This is a genomic window from Lysobacter sp. HDW10, assembly GCF_011300685.1.
Taxonomy (GTDB): domain Bacteria; phylum Pseudomonadota; class Gammaproteobacteria; order Xanthomonadales; family Xanthomonadaceae; genus Solilutibacter.
This window is the reverse complement of the sequence record NZ_CP049864.1, coordinates 1,289,110-1,306,539: the sequence shown is the minus strand read 5'-3', so window position 1 is coordinate 1,306,539 and position 17,430 is coordinate 1,289,110. Positions and strand designations below refer to the sequence as shown.

At 56.9% G+C, this 17,430-nt stretch carries 23 protein-coding genes and 1 pseudogene; 16 read left to right on the top strand and 8 right to left on the bottom strand.

Features of this window, described 5'->3' with window-relative positions; all coding sequences use genetic code 11:
* Positions 1 to 40 precede the first annotated feature (40 nt).
* Positions 41 to 490: a GNAT family N-acetyltransferase gene (locus G7069_RS06190; protein ID WP_166295363.1), complete on the top strand. Its 450-nt coding sequence runs from the start codon at positions 41 to 43 to the stop codon at positions 488 to 490.
* 9 nt (positions 491 to 499) lie between these two features.
* Here G7069_RS06190 and G7069_RS10680 read toward each other — a convergent pair whose 3' ends face one another.
* Both G7069_RS10680 and G7069_RS06180 read right to left on the bottom strand, forming a co-directional pair.
* Positions 500 to 907 carry a TlpA disulfide reductase family protein gene (locus G7069_RS10680; protein WP_305055001.1) on the bottom strand — a complete coding sequence of 136 codons (408 nt, stop codon included), beginning with the start codon at positions 905 to 907 and terminating at the stop codon, positions 500 to 502.
* A 149-nt stretch (positions 908 to 1,056) separates the two neighbouring features.
* The gene (locus G7069_RS06180; RefSeq protein ID WP_166295361.1) at positions 1,057 to 2,325 is read right to left on the bottom strand and encodes a YihY family inner membrane protein; all 1,269 of its coding nucleotides are present in this window, start codon (positions 2,323 to 2,325) and stop codon (positions 1,057 to 1,059) included.
* 85 nt (positions 2,326 to 2,410) lie between these two features.
* Between G7069_RS06180 and wrbA the strand changes: the two genes are divergently transcribed.
* The 3 genes from wrbA to G7069_RS06165 are packed head-to-tail and all read left to right on the top strand — an operon-like array spanning position 2,411 to position 3,867.
* Positions 2,411 to 3,007, top strand: coding sequence for an NAD(P)H:quinone oxidoreductase (wrbA, locus tag G7069_RS06175; protein ID WP_166295360.1), 597 nt, complete (start codon positions 2,411 to 2,413; stop codon positions 3,005 to 3,007).
* Positions 3,004 to 3,342 carry a DUF2069 domain-containing protein gene (locus tag G7069_RS06170; protein ID WP_166295359.1) on the top strand — a complete coding sequence of 113 codons (339 nt, stop codon included), beginning with the start codon at positions 3,004 to 3,006 and terminating at the stop codon, positions 3,340 to 3,342. Before wrbA ends, G7069_RS06170 begins: the two co-directional genes overlap by 4 nt.
* Positions 3,343 to 3,381: 39 nt before the next feature.
* A complete protein-coding gene (locus G7069_RS06165) occupies positions 3,382 to 3,867 on the top strand; it encodes an asparaginase domain-containing protein (protein ID WP_166295357.1) in 486 nt (161 codons plus the stop codon).
* Positions 3,868 to 3,876: 9 nt separating this feature from the next.
* On the opposite strand, the gene sufT is transcribed toward G7069_RS06165, so the two are convergent.
* Positions 3,877 to 4,428: a putative Fe-S cluster assembly protein SufT gene (gene sufT / locus G7069_RS06160; protein WP_166295355.1), complete on the bottom strand. Its 552-nt coding sequence runs from the start codon at positions 4,426 to 4,428 to the stop codon at positions 3,877 to 3,879.
* Positions 4,429 to 4,534: 106 nt separating this feature from the next.
* Between sufT and G7069_RS06155 the strand changes: the two genes are divergently transcribed.
* From G7069_RS06155 to G7069_RS06120, 8 genes are all read left to right on the top strand, one after another.
* Positions 4,535 to 4,912 carry a hypothetical protein gene (locus G7069_RS06155; RefSeq protein ID WP_205758699.1) on the top strand — a complete coding sequence of 126 codons (378 nt, stop codon included), beginning with the start codon at positions 4,535 to 4,537 and terminating at the stop codon, positions 4,910 to 4,912.
* Between the two features lie 102 nt (positions 4,913 to 5,014).
* Positions 5,015 to 5,545: an RNA polymerase sigma factor gene (locus tag G7069_RS06150; RefSeq protein WP_166295351.1), complete on the top strand. Its 531-nt coding sequence runs from the start codon at positions 5,015 to 5,017 to the stop codon at positions 5,543 to 5,545.
* The gene (locus G7069_RS06145; RefSeq protein WP_166295349.1) at positions 5,542 to 5,886 is read left to right on the top strand and encodes a hypothetical protein; all 345 of its coding nucleotides are present in this window, start codon (positions 5,542 to 5,544) and stop codon (positions 5,884 to 5,886) included. The genes G7069_RS06150 and G7069_RS06145 overlap by 4 nt, the downstream gene beginning before the upstream one ends.
* Before the next feature lie 2 nt (positions 5,887 to 5,888).
* Positions 5,889 to 6,308, top strand: a complete 420-nt coding sequence (locus G7069_RS06140) for a DUF3106 domain-containing protein (protein WP_166295347.1) — start codon at positions 5,889 to 5,891, stop codon at positions 6,306 to 6,308.
* A gap of 54 nt (positions 6,309 to 6,362) precedes the next feature.
* A complete protein-coding gene (locus tag G7069_RS06135) occupies positions 6,363 to 6,935 on the top strand; it encodes a nitroreductase (RefSeq protein WP_166295345.1) in 573 nt (190 codons plus the stop codon).
* Positions 6,932 to 7,840: a 5'-3' exonuclease H3TH domain-containing protein gene (locus G7069_RS06130; RefSeq protein WP_166295343.1), complete on the top strand. Its 909-nt coding sequence runs from the start codon at positions 6,932 to 6,934 to the stop codon at positions 7,838 to 7,840. The genes G7069_RS06135 and G7069_RS06130 overlap by 4 nt, the downstream gene beginning before the upstream one ends.
* A 12-nt stretch (positions 7,841 to 7,852) precedes the next feature.
* Entirely contained in the window at positions 7,853 to 8,440 is a 588-nt protein-coding gene (locus G7069_RS06125; RefSeq protein ID WP_166295341.1) for an NUDIX hydrolase, read from the top strand.
* A 12-nt stretch (positions 8,441 to 8,452) separates the two neighbouring features.
* A complete protein-coding gene (locus G7069_RS06120; protein ID WP_166295339.1) occupies positions 8,453 to 9,658 on the top strand; it encodes an NAD(P)/FAD-dependent oxidoreductase in 1,206 nt (401 codons plus the stop codon).
* 15 nt (positions 9,659 to 9,673) lie between these two features.
* Here G7069_RS06120 and G7069_RS06115 read toward each other — a convergent pair.
* The 3 genes and pseudogenes from G7069_RS06115 to prmC form a co-directional block, all read right to left on the bottom strand.
* Positions 9,674 to 9,892, bottom strand: a pseudogene (locus G7069_RS06115) (alkylphosphonate utilization protein); the annotation flags it as partial.
* Between the two features lie 26 nt (positions 9,893 to 9,918).
* Positions 9,919 to 10,866, bottom strand: a complete 948-nt coding sequence (gene pip / locus G7069_RS06110; protein WP_166295335.1) for a prolyl aminopeptidase — start codon at positions 10,864 to 10,866, stop codon at positions 9,919 to 9,921.
* A 41-nt stretch (positions 10,867 to 10,907) separates the two neighbouring features.
* Positions 10,908 to 11,750 carry a peptide chain release factor N(5)-glutamine methyltransferase gene (prmC, locus tag G7069_RS06105; RefSeq protein ID WP_240912496.1) on the bottom strand — a complete coding sequence of 281 codons (843 nt, stop codon included), beginning with the start codon at positions 11,748 to 11,750 and terminating at the stop codon, positions 10,908 to 10,910.
* A 169-nt stretch (positions 11,751 to 11,919) separates the two neighbouring features.
* Here prmC and ahpC point away from each other — a divergent pair, with 169 nt between their 5' ends.
* From ahpC to G7069_RS06085, 4 genes are all read left to right on the top strand, one after another.
* Complete coding sequence (gene ahpC / locus G7069_RS06100; RefSeq protein WP_166295333.1) at positions 11,920 to 12,483, top strand: alkyl hydroperoxide reductase subunit C; 564 nt, start codon at positions 11,920 to 11,922, stop codon at positions 12,481 to 12,483.
* A gap of 165 nt (positions 12,484 to 12,648) precedes the next feature.
* Positions 12,649 to 14,214, top strand: coding sequence for an alkyl hydroperoxide reductase subunit F (gene ahpF, locus G7069_RS06095; RefSeq protein ID WP_166295331.1), 1,566 nt, complete (start codon positions 12,649 to 12,651; stop codon positions 14,212 to 14,214).
* A gap of 25 nt (positions 14,215 to 14,239) precedes the next feature.
* Positions 14,240 to 15,142 (top strand): DNA-binding transcriptional regulator OxyR, encoded by a 903-nt coding sequence (gene oxyR, locus G7069_RS06090; RefSeq protein ID WP_166295329.1) that lies wholly within the window; start codon positions 14,240 to 14,242, stop codon positions 15,140 to 15,142.
* A 7-nt stretch (positions 15,143 to 15,149) separates the two neighbouring features.
* Complete coding sequence (locus G7069_RS06085) at positions 15,150 to 15,857, top strand: hypothetical protein (protein ID WP_166295327.1); 708 nt, start codon at positions 15,150 to 15,152, stop codon at positions 15,855 to 15,857.
* On the opposite strand, the gene G7069_RS06080 is transcribed toward G7069_RS06085, so the two are convergent.
* A complete protein-coding gene (locus G7069_RS06080) occupies positions 15,844 to 16,740 on the bottom strand; it encodes a DMT family transporter (RefSeq protein ID WP_166295325.1) in 897 nt (298 codons plus the stop codon). The genes G7069_RS06085 and G7069_RS06080 overlap by 14 nt on opposite strands.
* Positions 16,741 to 16,748: 8 nt before the next feature.
* Positions 16,749 to 17,399 carry a peptide-methionine (S)-S-oxide reductase MsrA gene (msrA, locus tag G7069_RS06075; RefSeq protein ID WP_166295323.1) on the bottom strand — a complete coding sequence of 217 codons (651 nt, stop codon included), beginning with the start codon at positions 17,397 to 17,399 and terminating at the stop codon, positions 16,749 to 16,751.
* Positions 17,400 to 17,430 lie beyond the last annotated feature (31 nt).

Sequence of the window (17,430 nt, the reverse complement as noted above, 5' to 3'; positions counted from 1 at the left end):
TGCGCGGAGTATGCTTTGTGCAGTGTCTGGAGTCTCGCAAATGACTGAAAAAACGCAGATCAAGCAAGCAACCCTTGACGACCTGGATGACCTGACCGTGTTGTTTGACGCGTATCGCGTCTTCTATGCATGCAAGTCAGACCCTTTGCGGGCACATGATTGGTTGCGTGCGCGCATCGGCAATAACGAATCGACCGTGCTCTTGGCGCGTGTGGGCGGCTCAGCTGCCGGATTTGTGCAGCTCTATCCAATGTATTCCTCGGTGCATACCGCACGCATTTGGATTCTCAACGATTTGTTCGTGGACCCGGCGCATCGCCGTGCGGGCATCGCCCAGGATTTGTTGGATGCGGCTAAAGCGTTTGCACGCGACGATGGTGCGCGCGCGATTCTCTTGGAAACCAACCGCGACAATGCCGCAGCGCGCGCCTTGTATCAGGGCAATGGATGGTCGGAAGACGACACGCAGTGGTACTCGCTCAAGCTTTGAGCGCTGCGCTTATTTCTTTGCTTTGGTTGCGCTGTCAATTTCACCGCGAAGCAGGGCCGCATTGACGGGGCCTGCAAAGATCTTGTGCAGCTTGCCCGTCGGATCAATCAACCACGTTTTCGGCAAAAACTGCACAGCGCCAAAGCCGGCCGGCGGCTGCATCGGATCCATCGCCGCAATCGGATAAGTGACCGGATGTTTTTCCAAGAAGGCCTTCAGGTCTTCAAGCTGAATGTCTTCCATATCAAGACCAATCACGGTGACGTCTTCATGCATGCTGTCCAACGCCGACAGCTCCGGCATCTCTTCAATGCACGGCCCACACCACGTCGCCCACATATTCACCACCACCCACTGCCCCCGCAACGCCGCCAACTCAATCGCCTTCCCGTCCAAGCCCTTCACCGACAAAGACATCCCTTCCCCCACCTTCGCCTCAACCGGCATCGAATTAACGGTGTCAGGTTCAGTTAACGGAGAATTAACGGTACCTGTCACCGTTTTGGGTTGGGGTTTGCAGGCGGTGAGGAGGCAGAGCAGGACTAGGCTTGCGGCGGTGGTTCGGCTCATGGTTCCAGGCCTTCGTAGATGCTTGAGACGCGACGTTTTAGTTTTTCGCGCATGGGAATGCGTAGCTCGTCCATGACGCGAAGCACGGCTTGGCCGAGTGCGTCTTCGTGGCACGGCAGATGTGCTTCGTGCACGGGCACGCGCAAGCGGCCGGCGACGTACAACTCTTGCAGATTGACTTCGTCGAGATCGCGCGCGAGGAACCACTCGCCATTCTCAGCGCGTTGCACGATCCCCACGCCGTTCAAGTAACCCAGCATGTCTTGCACCAAGGCATCCGTCAGCATGGGGTCAAGACTTTGCAGGTCTTCGCTGTGCATGCCACGCCCTTTCTTACGCGCGAGATGGAAGCGACCGAGCATGCGCAACATGCCGTAGATCTCGAAGCCTTCGGGCAAACGCAATGCAGGCGGTTGGTAGCGGAACGCAGACAAGCTGGAGGCGAACGAAGCACCCAACAACACCGACACCCAAACGAGGTACATCCATAACAGGAAGATCGGCACAAAGGCCAACGCGCCATACAACTTGCTATAGCTGCTGAAGTTGCCGATAAACGCACCAATGCCCCACTTCACCAACTCGAATCCGACCACTGCGAACACCGCACCGCCCAGCGCATGTGCCCACTTCACTGTGCGATGCGGAACCACTTTGTACAGCAGCGTGAAAGCAGCGAACTCAATCAAAGTGGGCGTGGAACGCAAAGCAAGTGTTTCCAACGCGCGACCCGGTGCAGATTCGAACACCGTCAGCGCGAAGAATTTGGAGGACAGCGCCAAACTCGCCACCGCGACCAAGCTGCCCAATGTCAGCACGGTCCAATACACCAAGAAACGACCGAACTTGGGACGCGCAACACTCACACGCCAAATGCGATTGAAGGTCGACTCAAGGCTCGTCAATGTGATGAGCAGTGAAATCACCAAGGCGATGACACCAGCCGCCGTGAGTTGCGCGGCGCCGTCTGAAAATTGAATGACATACTTTTCTACCTCGCGCGCCGACGACGGCACGAAGTTCGAAAAAATGTAGTCGCTCAGCTGGACGCGCCATTTGGCAAAGACCGGAAACGCACTCAACATGCCGAAAACGACCGTCGCCAATGGGACTAGGGCGAAGACCGTGGTGTATGCCAACGAGCCCGCCGATTCGAACAATCTGTCGCCCCAGAAGCGCTCCGCAACGAAACGCAAAAAGGTGCGACGCCGAATCGGGTCGGCAATCCGGTGCCGATAGGCAGTGAGCTGTTCACGTAAATCCATGCCGACAAGCCTAACCGCTCAAAGGTGAATTGGGCGGAATTGCGTACACTGTCGGCTGCAATTGAGGCAGGTATTGGACACGTAGATGGCGGACATTTTGGTGCTGTATTACAGCCGTGGTGGCTCGGTCGCCGCATTGGCGCGACAAATTGCCCGCGGCATCGAAGAGGTGCCCGGCATGCACGCACGCTTACGCACCGTACCGCCGGTGGCCGTGCAAACAGAAGTGGCCATGCCACCGGTGCCCGAAGAAGGCGCACCTTATGTGAGCAAACGTGATCTTGAAGACTGCGCGGCGTTGGCGCTTGGCAGCCCCACGCGTTTCGGCAATATGGCCGCACCGGTAAAACAATTTATTGATACCTTGGGTGCGGAATGGGCCAGTGGCACCTTGGTCGACAAACCTGCCTGCGTGTTTACCTCGACCGCCTCGATGCATGGTGGCCAAGAATCCACTTTGCTGTCGATGTTGGTGCCCCTTCTGCATCACGGCTGTGTCATCACAGGCATTCCGTTCTACGGCACGGCGCTGTCTGAAACCACGTCCGGGGGCACGCCGTATGGCGCAAGCCACTTTGCCGGACCACGCGACGATGCCACGCTGACCGAACACGAAATCGAATTGGCGCGCGGACTCGGCACGCGCCTCGCACGTATCACGCTCAGTCTGAAAAGCGCATGAGCAAGTCGCGCGCCGTTTTGATGTTGGCCCTTTGCGCGTTAATTGCGCTTTACGTGTTTTGGTTCAAAGAAAAAACGGTCGCATTGGCTGTGTTCGCGGTGCCGGTCGTGTTGCTCTTGCTCGGTGTAAGCCTCAAACGCCGCACAGCCGGTTTTTGGTCAGCCCTGTTTGCCCTGCTCTGGTTCTCGCACGGTGTCATGGTGGCTTGGACGCGCGCACCTGAGCGCGCGTATGCATGGGCAGAGATTGTGCTGGCGGTCGTCATTGTTTTTGCCGCAAGCATTCCCGGCATGCAATCCCGATTCGCGAAGCGAACCGACACGCCCTCGCTATAATTTGCAGCAGTGCCCTCTGCACACTTTGGAAGTCAGTACATGGAATCCCTGCTTATCGTCACCACAGGTGGCACGATCGACAAGATTTACTTCGATGCGAAGTCGGACTATCAAGTCGGCGACCCGCAGATCGGCCGCATTCTGGAAGACCTGGGCGTGGCGTTTCGCTTCCGCGTGATTGCGCTGCTGCGCAAAGACTCGTTGTTTATTGATCAAGCAGACCGAGAACTCATGCGCGCGACGATCGAAGCGCAGCCGGAGTCACACGTGCTGATTACGCACGGCACCGATTCGATGGTGGAAACCGCAAAGGTGCTGGCCGCGATTCCAGACAAAGTCATCGTGTTGACGGGTGCACTAAACCCCGCGCGCTTTGAGGGTTCTGATGCCGAGTTCAATATCGGGTGTGCGGTCGGTGCTGTGCAATCACAGCGGCCTGGCGTATACATCGCGATGAACGGCCGAATTTGGGATCCGGCCAACGTCCGTAAGAACGTGGAAGCCAATCGTTTCGAAGCGAGCTGAGGCTACGCCTTAAAACATCCCTGTTTCAAGCTTGGCCGCATCCGACATCATGTTGCGGTTCCACGGCGGGTCGAACACCAATTCCACATCTGCGTCTTCGAGCGTAGGAATCAGCTCGAGCTTGCTGCGCACGTCGTCGACCAAAATATCGCCCATGCCACATCCCGGCGCGGTCAAAGTCATACGCACGTCGGCGCGATAGTTGCCACTCTCTAATTGCGACAGTTCAGCGCTGTAAACCAGACCGAGCTCTACGACATTGATCGGAATTTCAGGATCGAAACAGGTGCGCAGCTGCTGCCACACGAGTTTCTCGATATCGTCTACCGTCGCCCCTTCCGGCAGTTCGATGGGCGTCGGCGGTTCTTTGCCGATAGCGTCTGCATCCTTGCCGGCAATACGCATCAGATTGCCTTCCACGAAGACTGTCCAGCTGCCGCCCAGTGATTGGGTGATGTAGCCGATGCTGCCCGCCGGCATCACCACATTTTCGCCAGAGGGGACAAGCACGACATCGCAATCGCGCTCGAATTTGATCGGTTCACTGCTTCGAGAATACATAACGCATAGTTTAACGTCTCCCATTTATCCTGTACGGATGAATTCCGCATCGAATGAGTCCTCGCCGCCCCAACCTCACCGTCGTTGGCGCGCGCTAACGGTGGTCATGTTGCTCGTGTCTATCCTCGTCCTCACCTTGGCGTGGACCCTCCTGGCGCTTGTCACAGGCCGCGAGCTCAGCCTTGCTTCTTTGGGTGTGGCGGCCTTGGTCGCGTCGAGCCTGCGCTATTGGAAAGCACCCGCCGATGGCCTTCGGCCTTGGATCGCCGCGCTCGCAACTGCCGTGTGTATCGTGATTGCGCGCTGGTGGATCGCCGCCGGCTTCTTGGGCCAATCCCTCGGCCTTTACCCGCAGGAATCGGTTCAGCGGATGGGTCTTTGGTTTGCAGCCTTCCTGAACGGGAAAGCCTTGGGCCTGGCCGATTACTGCCTGTTTGCCTCGGCGATCTTGCTGGCCGCTTATCTGGCGCGGCCCCGTGGCTGAGGTTGTCAACGCAGGCTGCTGTCAGGCGTTGATTACGCAGACAGACCGCCGATCGAAAGGAACCGCCCGAACATGTGTCCGGACGCCGGCCCGACAACTCAGATGACCGAGACTGTCGAAGCTAAAACTTGGCCGAACATCAATGCGTTCTTTAAGGACGTCAATGCGCGTGCGTTCCGCTTTGCCGAATACGGTTTGCGCAGTCGAGACGATGCAATGGACGCCGTGCAAGACGCGATGATGAAAATGTTGGCTTACGGTGATCGGCCTTCGAACGAATGGACGCCATTGTTTTGGCGGATTTTGCGGACGCGCGTGATTGATATGCAGCGTCGTCGCAAGTTCCGATTGAGTTGGATGTTAGGTGGTATTGAAGAGGATTCAAGTGTGGCTTGGGCCGACACATCTGCCGACCCGTCGCGTAGTTATGACAACCGTGACGCATTTACACACTTCACGCGCGCCATGCGCACGCTCCCCGCGCGACAGCGCGAAGCATTCAACCTACGTGTTCTGGAAGAGTTAGATGTGGCAACCACCGCAAGTGTGATGGGCTGTAGCGAAGGATCGGTCAAAACGCACCTTTCGCGTGCACGTGCAGCTTTGCAACCGTTTTTGGAGGATTTCTCATGAACATCGAAGACACACTGGACCACCGCGCACGCGCTTTGCACGCTGCGGGTTTGGCACAGGTGCCGTTTTCCGTCAGCACCCAATTGCATCCGCGTGCGTCGACGCACAAGCATTCAGCCGTTTGGCGGCCTGTGATGGTGGGTGCGATGGTGTTGGCCTTGGCCGGTGTCGGAATTTTGCAAATGGAAACGCCGGTCTCCAAGGCACCGAAAGTAGACACGGTCGTTCAGACCGCGCCCGCGCCGCTACCGGCCTCATCGCCGACGACGGCGCTGGACAACGATCCCGAATTTTATGCGTGGCTAGGGAGCGACGCGAATACCTTGCACATGGAGAAATAAGCATGAAACTGCACAGTTTTGTTTTCGCAGCGATGGTCGCCTTGTGCGCCCCTGCGTTTGCCGAACCGCAAAGCGCACCGGCGAAACCGACCTTAGGGACTTGGGATAGCTTGACGCCTGCACAACGCGAAACATTGATTGCACCCATGCGTGCGCGCTGGGATGACAACCCTTCGACCCGCGGTGAAATGATGGCGCGTTCGCAGCATTGGGCGTCGATGACCCCGGCAGAGCGCAAAATGGCACAGCGCGGCATGCATCGCTGGGAAAAATTGAACCCAATGCAGCGTGCAGAGGCGAAACAGCTCTATTTGCGTATGAAGACGATGTCCCCTGAGGCGCGCAGCGCATTGCGCGACCAATGGCATTCGATGAGCGCCGAACAACGGGCCGCCTGGTTGAAGGCAAACCCGCCGCAATAAATCCGCCATTGCGCACATGTCACAATGACACTGGTTTGATGCGCAGAGTCCAAAATGAGCCAGTGTTTCGAATGTCTGGACGCACGTCGTTCAGTCCCTTACACGCAGATGAGCGGACCGGGTCCGGACGCTGCGCAACTGCTGCGCATTCTGCAATCCGCTGTGCGAGTCCCTGACCACGGCAAACGCGTTCCTTTTCGATTTATCGAAGTGCGGGGCGATGCACGATTTGCCTTGGGTGAAGCCCTTGAGCAGCGCATGCGTGTGCTTGATCCGGACGCTGCGGAAGGCGTGTATGAAAAAGCGCGCAAACGCTTTTCGTATGCACCCGTCATTTTGATGGTGGTCGCAGCGCAAGGGGAAGACACGAAAATTCCTGCGCATGAACGCTATGCCAGTGCAGCTTGCGTCTGCTTTGCCGTGTTGCTCGCCGCACAAGCCTCGGGCTTTGTGGCGCAGTGGTTAACCGGGCTCGTGGCGAGCGATGAAGAGATGCGCCGCATCTTGGGCGTTGGTTCCGATGAAGTCCTCGTGGGGCACATCCACATCGGCAGCACTGCGACATTTATTCCAGAACGCACACGCCCTGATCCGGCTGCCCTGCTGACGCAGTGGTCGCCCGCATGAGTGCTGCGCAACGCCCGGCCGTTTATTTGGTCGATGCCAGCATGTATGTGTTTCGCGCATGGCATTCCATGCCGGATGCATGGCACGACGCGGAAGGTTGGCCACTCAATGCCGTGCATGGCTACACGCGCTTTCTGTGTGAATTGCATGAGCGCGAGAAACCGACGCACATTGTTGTCGCTTTCGATGAAGCGTTAGATAACTGCTATCGCAATGAAATCTATCCGCAGTACAAGGCGAACCGCCCCCCAGCACCGGAAGAATTGCGTCGTCAGTTCGCCGTATGCAAAGCGGTGACTGCGGCCTTGGGGTGGAACGTCGCATCGCATTCCGAATTCGAAGCCGATGACTTGATCGGCGCAGCGATGATGCTCGCACGTGAAAACGGTTATCGAGGCGTGATCGTCTCTGCTGACAAAGACTTGTCGCAGTTGCTGCAAGATGACGACGAACAATTCGACTTCGCGCGCAACACGCGTTGGACGCAGGCGGGGGTCAAAGCCAAGCACGGAGTGCACGCCCATCAGATTGCTGACTACTTGGCGTTATGTGGCGATGCCGTCGATAACATCCCGGGTATTCAAGGCATCGGGCAAAAAACCGCAGCGCACTTGATTTCGCACTTTGAAACGCTGGATGCCCTGCTCGATCGCGTGGATGAAGTCGCACATTTACGCCTTCGTGGCGCGCATGGCATCGCGCTCAAACTCAAAGCGCAGCAAGCCGATGCGCGGCTGTTTCAACAGCTCACCCGCATCGCCACCCATGCGCCGCTGCCGCATCTCACCTCACCTTTCGCGCGCGGACAGGCAGATGCAGCACACATCTCTGAACTTTGCGATACATTGAAATTCGGCCCTCTGACGCGCAGACGCTTGATGGCGGTCGCGGGTATCAGTGTTTAAAAGGGAGACTGGATGTCGACGCACGAACACGAGGTGAGCGAACTGCTCTATGAGGGAAAGTGGCTCCGTTTAGTCAAACGCGGTCAATGGGAGTCGTGCGAACGCGTGCATGGCGAAGGCATGGCCGTTTTGATCATGGCGGTGACGCCCAATGACGATGTCTTGTTCGTCGAACAGTATCGCGTCCCTCTGGGTCGACGCACGATTGAAATGCCGGCGGGTCTTGTCGGCGATGAACATGCGCACGACACGCTTGAAGCTGCGGCCATTCGCGAGCTTGAAGAAGAGACCGGTTGGCGCCCCGGCAAAGTCGATGTCTTGCTGATCGGCCCGACCAGCTCGGGAATGAGTAACGAGCGCATTGCGTTTGTGCGCGCAACACATTTGGTCAAAGTGGGCGAAGGCGGCGGCGTCGCAGATGAAAACATCAAGGTGCACCATGTGCCACGCAGTGAAGCACCGTCTTGGCTGATGCAGAAACACGCACAGGGCTTTGAACTGGATCTAAAACTGTGGGCCGGTTTGTGGATGATTGAGCACAATCCGGACGGCAGCTTGGCGGCGCATGAGACGGACGCCGACACACCCGCACACCGCTGATTAAGGCAACGGATGTCTACGGCCGCAGGCGCTGCATTTGATTTGATTGTCTTAGGCGGTGGCGCCGCAGGCTTGATGAGCGCCCTCACCGCAGGACGACTCGGCCTGCGCGTCTTAGTGCTTGAACACGCCGAACGATGTGGCAAGAAAATTTTGATGTCGGGCGGTGGGCGATGCAACTTCACCAATACCGGCACCACACCCGCGCAGTTTCTCTCGCAAAATCCGCACTTTTGTAAATCGGCGTTGGCGCGCTTCAAGCCATCTGACTTTATCGACATGGTGGATGCGCACAAGATCGCTTGGCACGAGAAAGAGCTCGGTCAGCTGTTTTGCGATGTGTCGTCCAAACAGATCGTCGCGATGTTGTTGGACGAATGCGCGCAAGCGAAGGTTGAGATCCGCACCGGTTGCACGATCGAATCGGTGGCGCATAGCGACAATGCGTTCGGCATCGAGACCTCTATCGGCAAATACCGCGCTGAGCGCTTGATTGTGGCCACGGGCGGACTATCGATTCCGCGCATGGGTGCCACCGGCATTGGCTATCGCATTGCAGAAAGCTTCGGACATACTGTGTTGCCCACGCGCGCCGGCCTGGTGCCGTTGACGCTGTCTGGAAAGCCGTTGGAGCAGCTGACGGATTTGGCCGGCGTGTCGTTGCCAGTGGATATACAGTGCGGCAAGCAGTCTTTCAGCAATGCACTACTGATCACACATCGCGGCTTAAGTGGCCCTGCAGTGTTGCAAATCAGTTCGTACTGGCGCGAAGGCATGCCACTCGTCGCCAACTTACTCCCTGATACCGACGTGTCTGAATTGCTCGCGCAGTGGCGTGCGGATCGACCCGACGCGCATATCCAAACCTTGTTATCCGAAGTCATTCCGAAGCGTTTCGCGCAACGCCTGTGTGACGTGTGGATTGGCAATGCGCCCATCAAACAGATGCACGCCAAGCAATTGACCGAAGCCGCGCAATGCTTACGTGCATGGCCAATTACGGCGAGCGGCACGGAAGGCTATCGCACCGCGGAAGTCACATTGGGCGGCGTAGATACAAAAGAACTCTCATCCGCCACCATGATGTCGAAGCACGTGCCCGGTCTGTACTTCGTGGGCGAAGTGGTCGACGTGACCGGCTGGCTTGGCGGCTACAACTTCCAGTGGGCGTGGGCGTCGGGACATGCAGCCGGGTCTGCGGCTGCACTGCCCCTCTGAGCCCGCGCAATCGAATCAGGCTTTCTTGACGAACTCGGTGCGCAGCACCAGACCTTTGACCTTATCGACGTTGCATTCGATCAAGTCTTCGTCATCGGTCAGGCGGATGTTTTTGCACACAGTGCCGCGCTTCAGCGTGACAGAAGTGCCTTTTACTTTCAGATCTTTAATGACAGTCACTGTGTCACCGTTATTCAGCACGGTGCCATTGCTGTCTTTCACAATCAAACTATCTTCGTCTTCTGACACGGTGTGAGTCCTTATACGTTTGCAAATGCGTCGGTGGCTTCAATCAGCGCAGACGCGTTTTCTGCTTCGAATGCCGAGTGGCCTGACAAGGGAGAAATCTTGAGCGTTGCGGACGGCCACACTTTGATCAAATCCCAGGCGTTTTGCACGGGACAGACCACGTCGTATCGGCCATGCACGATTACGCCCGGAATATGCGCGATTTTGTGCGCATCGCGCAGCAGCTGATCATCAACTTCAAAGAAGCCCTTGTTCATGAAGTAGTGATTCTCGATGCGCGCAAAAGACAGCGCGAAATGCGGATCACTATGCGAGGTGTTGTAGTCGGCGGGGACGCGCAGGTAGCTCGTGCCACCTTCCCAAATGCTCCATGCCTGCGCTGCGGCCAGACGCGTGGCTTCATCCGCACTGGTGAGACGCTTGTGATAAGCCGTCATCATGTCGCCACGTTCGCTTTCCGGGATGTGATCGCGGTAGGGTTGCCAATGGTCTGGGAAAAGACGCGAAGCACCTTCTTGATAAAACCACTCCAACTCCCAACGACGCAACATGAAGATGCCGCGTAGCACGAGTTCGGTTACGCGTTCGGGATGGGTTTCTGCATAGGCCAATGCCAAGGTCGAACCCCACGAACCACCGAACACCTGCCATTTTTCAATGCCCAGCATCTCGCGAATTTGTTCGATGTCAGAGACCAAATCCCAGGTTGTGTTGCTGTCTAGATTTGCGTGCGGCACACTGCGACCCGCGCCGCGTTGATCGAACAACACAATGCGATATTTCGAAGGGTCATGAAAACGTCGCATCGCCGTACCACAGCCTGCGCCCGGCCCACCGTGCAACATGACGACGGGCTTGCCTTGCGGATTACCGCACTGTTCCCAATAGATTTCATGGCCGCCAGCCACTTTGAGCATGCCGTGCTCGAACGGTTCGATATCCGGGTACAAATCGCGCATCTGTGTTCTCCAGCGTTGAACGCCTATTCTATCGCGCCCGCTCAATGCGTCGGCTTAAATCCTTGCGTGACGCGATCGCGTGATTCGAGATCTTTCAGTGTGCGCACCTCGACGAATCCTGCGTTTTCAAAGCAGTGTCGAACAGCTTCGCCTTGATCGTAGCCGTGCTCGATGGCGAAAAAACCGCCACGCATCAAATGGCGCATCGCCCCTTGAACGAGTGTGCGAATGTCAGTCAATCCATCTTCGCCGGACGCAAGCGCGCCCATCGGCTCGAATCTCAAATCGCCTTGTTTAAGGTGCGCATCGTCTTCGCGAATGTATGGCGGATTGGAAACAATGCAATGAAACTGCTGCCCTGCCACTGGCGCGTACCAGTCGCCCTTCAGGAATCGGACATTGGTAAGCGCATGGCGTGACGCGTTACGGGCGGCCACTTCAAGTGCTCCTGCACATTGATCGATGGCAACGACCTGGGCGTTTCGGCGCTCTTTTGCGATCGCCAATGCAATCGCGCCGCTACCCGTGCCCAGGTCCAATACGTCGACCTGCCCTTCAGACGGCACCGCCGCGAGTGCTGCTTCGACCAGCAGCTCGGTTTCGACGCGCGGGATCAGCGTGGCGGGCGAGACCTCGAGTTCCATCGACCAAAACCCGCGGCTGCCTTCGATGTACGCAAGCGGTGTGCCGGCTGCGCGCGTTTGAACCGCCGCTGCGAATCGCTCCGCAGCGTCTAACGGCATCGGCTCGTTGCCATGCAAGAACAACCAGGTGTCCCGCACGTCCAACACCCAGCGCATGAGCGCGGTCGCATCCTCTTTTTGAATGCGCCCTGCGGCTTCACGCAATGTTTCATTGATGGATCTAGCCTGTGAATGCGACACGATGCTCAGTTATCTCTTTGATTTCCGGCTCATTGATAGGTAATATCTATTTATTGGATAACAACTATTGATTAGATTAATTGATAGGTCGCACCTATGATGGTCAACAGAGAGCAGCCTCCTGGTCTGTTTTCCAACACGAACTAATCCCAATCCCCTGGAGTGATTCATGTCTTTGATCAACACCGAAGTTAAGCCGTTTTCCGCTCAGGCTTACAAGAATGGCCAATTCATCACCGTGACCGATGCCGACCTTAAAGGCAAGTGGTCCGTTTTGATCTTCATGCCGGCCGCCTTCACCTTTAACTGCCCGACCGAAATCGAAGACGCGGCAGACCATTACGCAGAATTCCAAAAGGCTGGCGCCGAAGTGTATATCGTCACCACCGACACGCATTTCTCGCACAAGGTGTGGCACGAAACCTCGCCTGCCGTCGGCAAAGCGCAGTTCGCCATGGTGGGCGATCCGACCCATCAACTGACCCGCGCGTTCGACGTGCATATTGATGAAGAAGGTCTGGCTTTGCGCGGCACCTTCATCATCAACCCGGAAGGCGTCATCAAGACCCTCGAAATCCACGACAACGCCATTGCGCGCGACGTCACCGAAACCATTCGCAAGCTGAAGGCCGCGCAATACGTTGCAAGCCACACCGGCGAAGTGTGCCCGGCGAAGTGGAAAGAAGGCGAAAAGACCATCACCCCGTCGCTGGACTTGGTCGGCAAGATCTAAGTTCCAAGTACGACCGCGCATCTGCCGCATGCAGATGCGCTTCCACCCTTTCGCAAGAGAGGGCTGGAATCAGCTCAGCGTGCTGTGTTGATTCCAGCTTTCTTGAAACCACGTGCGTACACCCGTGTGCGCTCTATGAAGTCGTCTGAAACTTGAGGACATGCCATGTTGGATCCCGCACTCAAACAACAACTCACCGCCTATTTGGAACGCGTTCAATCGCCGATTTCGTTGTTGGCGTCGTTGGATAACAGCGAATCGTCCGCCGAGATGAAGGCTTTGCTTGAGGACATCGCAAGCTTGTCCGACAAGGTGCAATTCCGCGAAGAATCACATACACGCACGCCCTCGTTTGCGATTCGTCGCGATGGTGCGGAACAGGAAGTGCGCTTCTCCGCCATTCCTTTGGGCCATGAGTTCACCTCCTTGGTGTTGGCCTTGCTGCAAGTGGGTGGACACCCGCCGAAGGTGGAAGAAGCACTCGCCGAGCAAGTGCGTGCATTGGACGGCGACTACAAATTCGAAACCTTCATGTCGCTGCATTGCCAGAGCTGCCCGGACACGGTGCAGGCGCTGAACACGATGAGCGTGTTGAACCCGCGCATTCGTCACGAAGCGATTGACGGCGCTTTGTTCCAAGAAGAAGTGACCGCACGCGAAATCCTGTCGGTGCCCACCGTGTATCTCAACGGCGAACCCTTTGACGCAGGCCGTCTGAGCATTGAGCAAATCTTGGGCAAACTCGATTCGGGTGCAGCAGAACGCGCCGCCGAAGCGCTGAACGACGTCGCGCCATTTGAAGTGTTGGTTGTCGGCGGTGGCCCAGCCGGTGCTGCAGCCGCCATTTATGCCGCGCGCAAAGGCATTCGGACGGGTGTCGTGGCAGAGCGCTTTGGTGGCCAAGTCTTAGACACGATGTCGATCGAGAACTTCCCTTCTGTGGAATACACCGAAGGCCCGAAGTTGGGTGCGTCATTGGAAGCGCATGTGCGCAGCTATGGCGTTGAAATGATCAATGGACAACGCGCGGCAGAACTGATTCCGGCCGGCAGCGCCAATGATTTGATTGGCGTCCGTTTGGAAAGCGGTGCGACCTTGCGTGCAAAGAGCGTCATTCTGGCAACGGGTGCGCGTTGGCGCCAAACCGGCGTGCCGGGCGAAAACGATCTGCGTAACAAGGGCGTGACCTATTGCCCGCACTGTGACGGCCCGCTCTTCAAGGGTAAGCGCGTTGCAGTCATTGGCGGTGGCAACTCAGGGATTGAAGCCGCGATCGACTTAGCCGGTGTCGTGGATCACGTCACGGTGCTCGAGTTCGATGGCGCCTTGCGTGCAGATGACGTGCTACAAAAGAAACTCGCCAGCTTGCCGAACACTGCAGTACATTTGAATGCGCAAACCACCGAAATGGTTGCAAAGAACGGCAAGCTCGGTGGCTTGCAGTTCAAGGATCGCATCACTGGCGAAGATCGTTCGGTTGATGTCGAAGGCTGCTTCGTGCAAATCGGTTTGTTACCGAACACGGAATGGTTGAAAGGCAGCGTTGATTTGAGCCCGCGCGGTGAAATCGTCAAGGATGCGCGCGGTGCCACGTCGGTGCCAGGCGTGTTCGCCGCTGGCGACGCAACGACCGAGCCGTTTAAACAGATCGTGGTTGCCATGGGTTCGGGTTCAACGGCAGCGTTGTCTGCTTTTGACTACTTGATTCGTAGTTCCGCCGCAGCACAGTGAGCTCAATCACCGGAGACGCCGCCTCATGAATTTGCGCGACTTGAAATACTTCGTAGCGCTCGCCGATCACCGACATTTCGGCAAAGCGGCCGAGGCGAGTTTCGTCAGCCAGCCCACGCTCTCGATGCAGATCCGGAAGCTCGAAGAAGAGCTCGGTGTGTCATTGGTGGAACGCACCTCACGCAAAGTCATGCTGACGCCCATCGGCTTTGAAATGCTGACGCATGCGCGCAATGTCATCGACGAAACCGAGAAGATGCGCAATCTGGCGCGCAGTAGCCAAGACCCGTCGACAGGCAGCATTCGCTTGGGCGCGTTTCCAACGCTTGGGCCGTATTTCTTGCCCTTGGCCGTTCCCGCCATTCGTGCTGCGTTCCCGAAACTTGAGCTTTTCTTGATTGAAGAAAAAAGTGATGTCTTGGTTGAGCTCTTGAAGGAAGGCAAGATTGACGCCGCCCTCCTCGCCTTGCCGCTTCACGATGAGCGCATTACAACCGTGTCGTTATTCGACGAACGCTTCTTGTTGGCGGCACCGGAAGCCGATCCCATTGCCACTGCCAAGCATGTGCGTACCAGCGACTTGAATGATCAGAGCTTGCTGTTGCTGGAAGACGGGCACTGTCTGCGTGACCAAGCACTCGAGGTGTGTCGCATGTCTGGCGCACGCGAGCGTGCCGGCTTCCGCGCAACCAGCTTGGAAACACTGCGACAAATGGTGGCCGCCGGGATGGGCATGACGCTGTTGCCGGAGCTGGCCGTACGTGATGGCCAACCGCATCCGGAGGGCATGGTGGTTCGTCCCTTTGATGACCCGCAACCCGTGCGGACCATCGGACTGGCATGGCGCGCCAGCGCACCGTCGGCGAAATTCCTCGAACAGATTGCAAACGTACTCAGAGAGAAGGCGGCAGACGTTTTGAGTCAATAATGTCTCAATGACGCTCTCCAAACGCAGCTTCTGGTTGATCGGGATCGCACTCGTGCTGATCTTTGTTGCGGTGGCTGTGAATGACCACTTTGCGAAACAAGCACGTGCGGATGCGCACCGTGAGGCGCTGGCGCGTGGCAGCACCGATCCGACCGTGGACGTCGATATCGCCGCAATGGACTGCCCAACGCCTTTTGATAGCGAAAGCGCTTTGGATCAACCGCTCCAAGACAGTGCGCGCGACATGCCTAAGGCTTTTGCGCTCAAAGTGGGCACGGCAAAGCCGGTGGCCACCTTTGCTGTTGAAGGCCGCGTCCTTGGCCGCAAAAACTACAGCAGTGATCGAGAGTCACGGTTTGCACCGACAGACATCGCGTTTGGTTGGTCGCACATGCGCGACGCAGACATACTCGCCAAACTCCACATCACGCAATCGTCTCGCTGGTATCACTACAGCTGGGTCGGCGACCCACCCATTCCTCTGCGCGAGATTGTGCAGAGCAGTGCCAACATGCACATGATTCCGGCGAATGCGCGCATTGAAGACGCGCTATCAGATATCGAGCGCGACGACATCGTACGCGTGGATGGCTACTTGGTGAAGGTCGCTGACAATGAAGGATGGGTTTGGCAGTCGTCCATGACGCGTCAGGATTCAGGCGCGGGTGCGTGCGAAGTGGTGTACGTCTGCCGGCTGCGCGTTACTTCGAACTAGGCTTGAGGCCCGCGGCAAAAATGCCGACCAAGGTCACAAGGATGCCGATCCACTGCCTCGGGGTTGTTTCAATTTGAAACAGCACGACATCCAGCATGTAGGCAACGATCGGTTGAAACAGCAAGAGCAAACCGAGCACCGCAATCGGTAGCAAGCGCATTGCACGAGAGATCAGTACCCAAGCCAAGCAGTGACCAAAGACTGCCAAGGCCAAAATGTACGCGAACGATGGCACGGACTTAAACGCAAACTGTTCGCCGCCCATGAAACCAAAAATGCCCAGCATCACACTTGAAATCACTGCCGCAATAAGCAGGATTTGCATATCACTGATTTGCAGATTCGACGCTTCAGAGATTTGCTGCGTCTTTTTGATGCCAACGTTGTAGAAGGCATAGGCCAAGCCAGTTGCTAGCCCTAAAAATACGCCCCAATGATAGTCACCCGACAGTTTGTCCCAGTCACCGCCTAACAACAGCCATAAGCCGAAGAAAGCCAACAAGACGCCTGAGGCGTAGCGCCAATCCAATCGGTCTTTAAAGAACACCACACTTGCGACCGCGACAAAGAACACCTGCGTATTCGCTAACAAGGTGGAAATGCCGGGCCCCACGATATGAATGCTTCGATGCCACATCCATAAATCGATGGAAAACGCGATGCCTGGAATGATGCTCCACACCCATGCACGCGGTGACATCGGTTTCCAACCGCCCTGCATCTTCAGCACACCAACCAAAATGACCGACGAAATGGCCATGCGCCAAAACGCAGACACGGTGGGCGGCATATCTGCCATCTTCACCATCAACGCATTCGTGCCGATGATCGAGGCGCCCAGCAACAAGGGCAGCAGGGCCGAACGGGAGACATCTTTCAGCATGTGAGCGGTCAGTAGGTGATTGGGCAGGAAACGCCGGTACCCTTCAGGCCGCAATAGCCGTCTGGATTCTTTGACAGGTATTGCTGATGCATCTCTTCCGCGTAATAGAACGTGGGCGCCGGATAGACGATCTCCGTGGTCATTCCATCTCGAACGCTGTGATCTGCCAAAGCATTCGTATACGCCACGGCGCTGGCTTTGGCCGCTTCAAACTGCGCTTCGGTCGTTGCGTGGATCGCAGAGCGGTATTGCGTGCCGAGGTCATTGCCTTGGCGCATCCCTTGCGTGGGGTTGTGCGATTCCCAGAATGCCTTCAGCAATTGCGCATAAGAGATGATTTTTGGATCAAAAACCACCCGAACCACTTCCAAGTGGCCCGTTTCGCCGGTGCACACCTCTTCATAGGTCGGGTTTGGCGTAAATCCGCCCGCGTAACCGGACGCCGTGGTGATGACGCCGTCCATTTGCCAGAACAGGCGCTCAACGCCCCAAAAGCAGCCCATACCGAACTGCGCGACTTCCAAACCGTCTTCCGCACCCGTTTTCAGGGGTCGGCCGTGGACATGGTGTCGGTTGCTAATCGGCATTTCAGTTGCGCGGCCCTGCAGCGCCTGTTCCGCCGCCACCATACGCTGCTTGTAGGCACCAATGCCTGTCATGGGTTTCCTCGCTAAAATGGGTGAATAACTC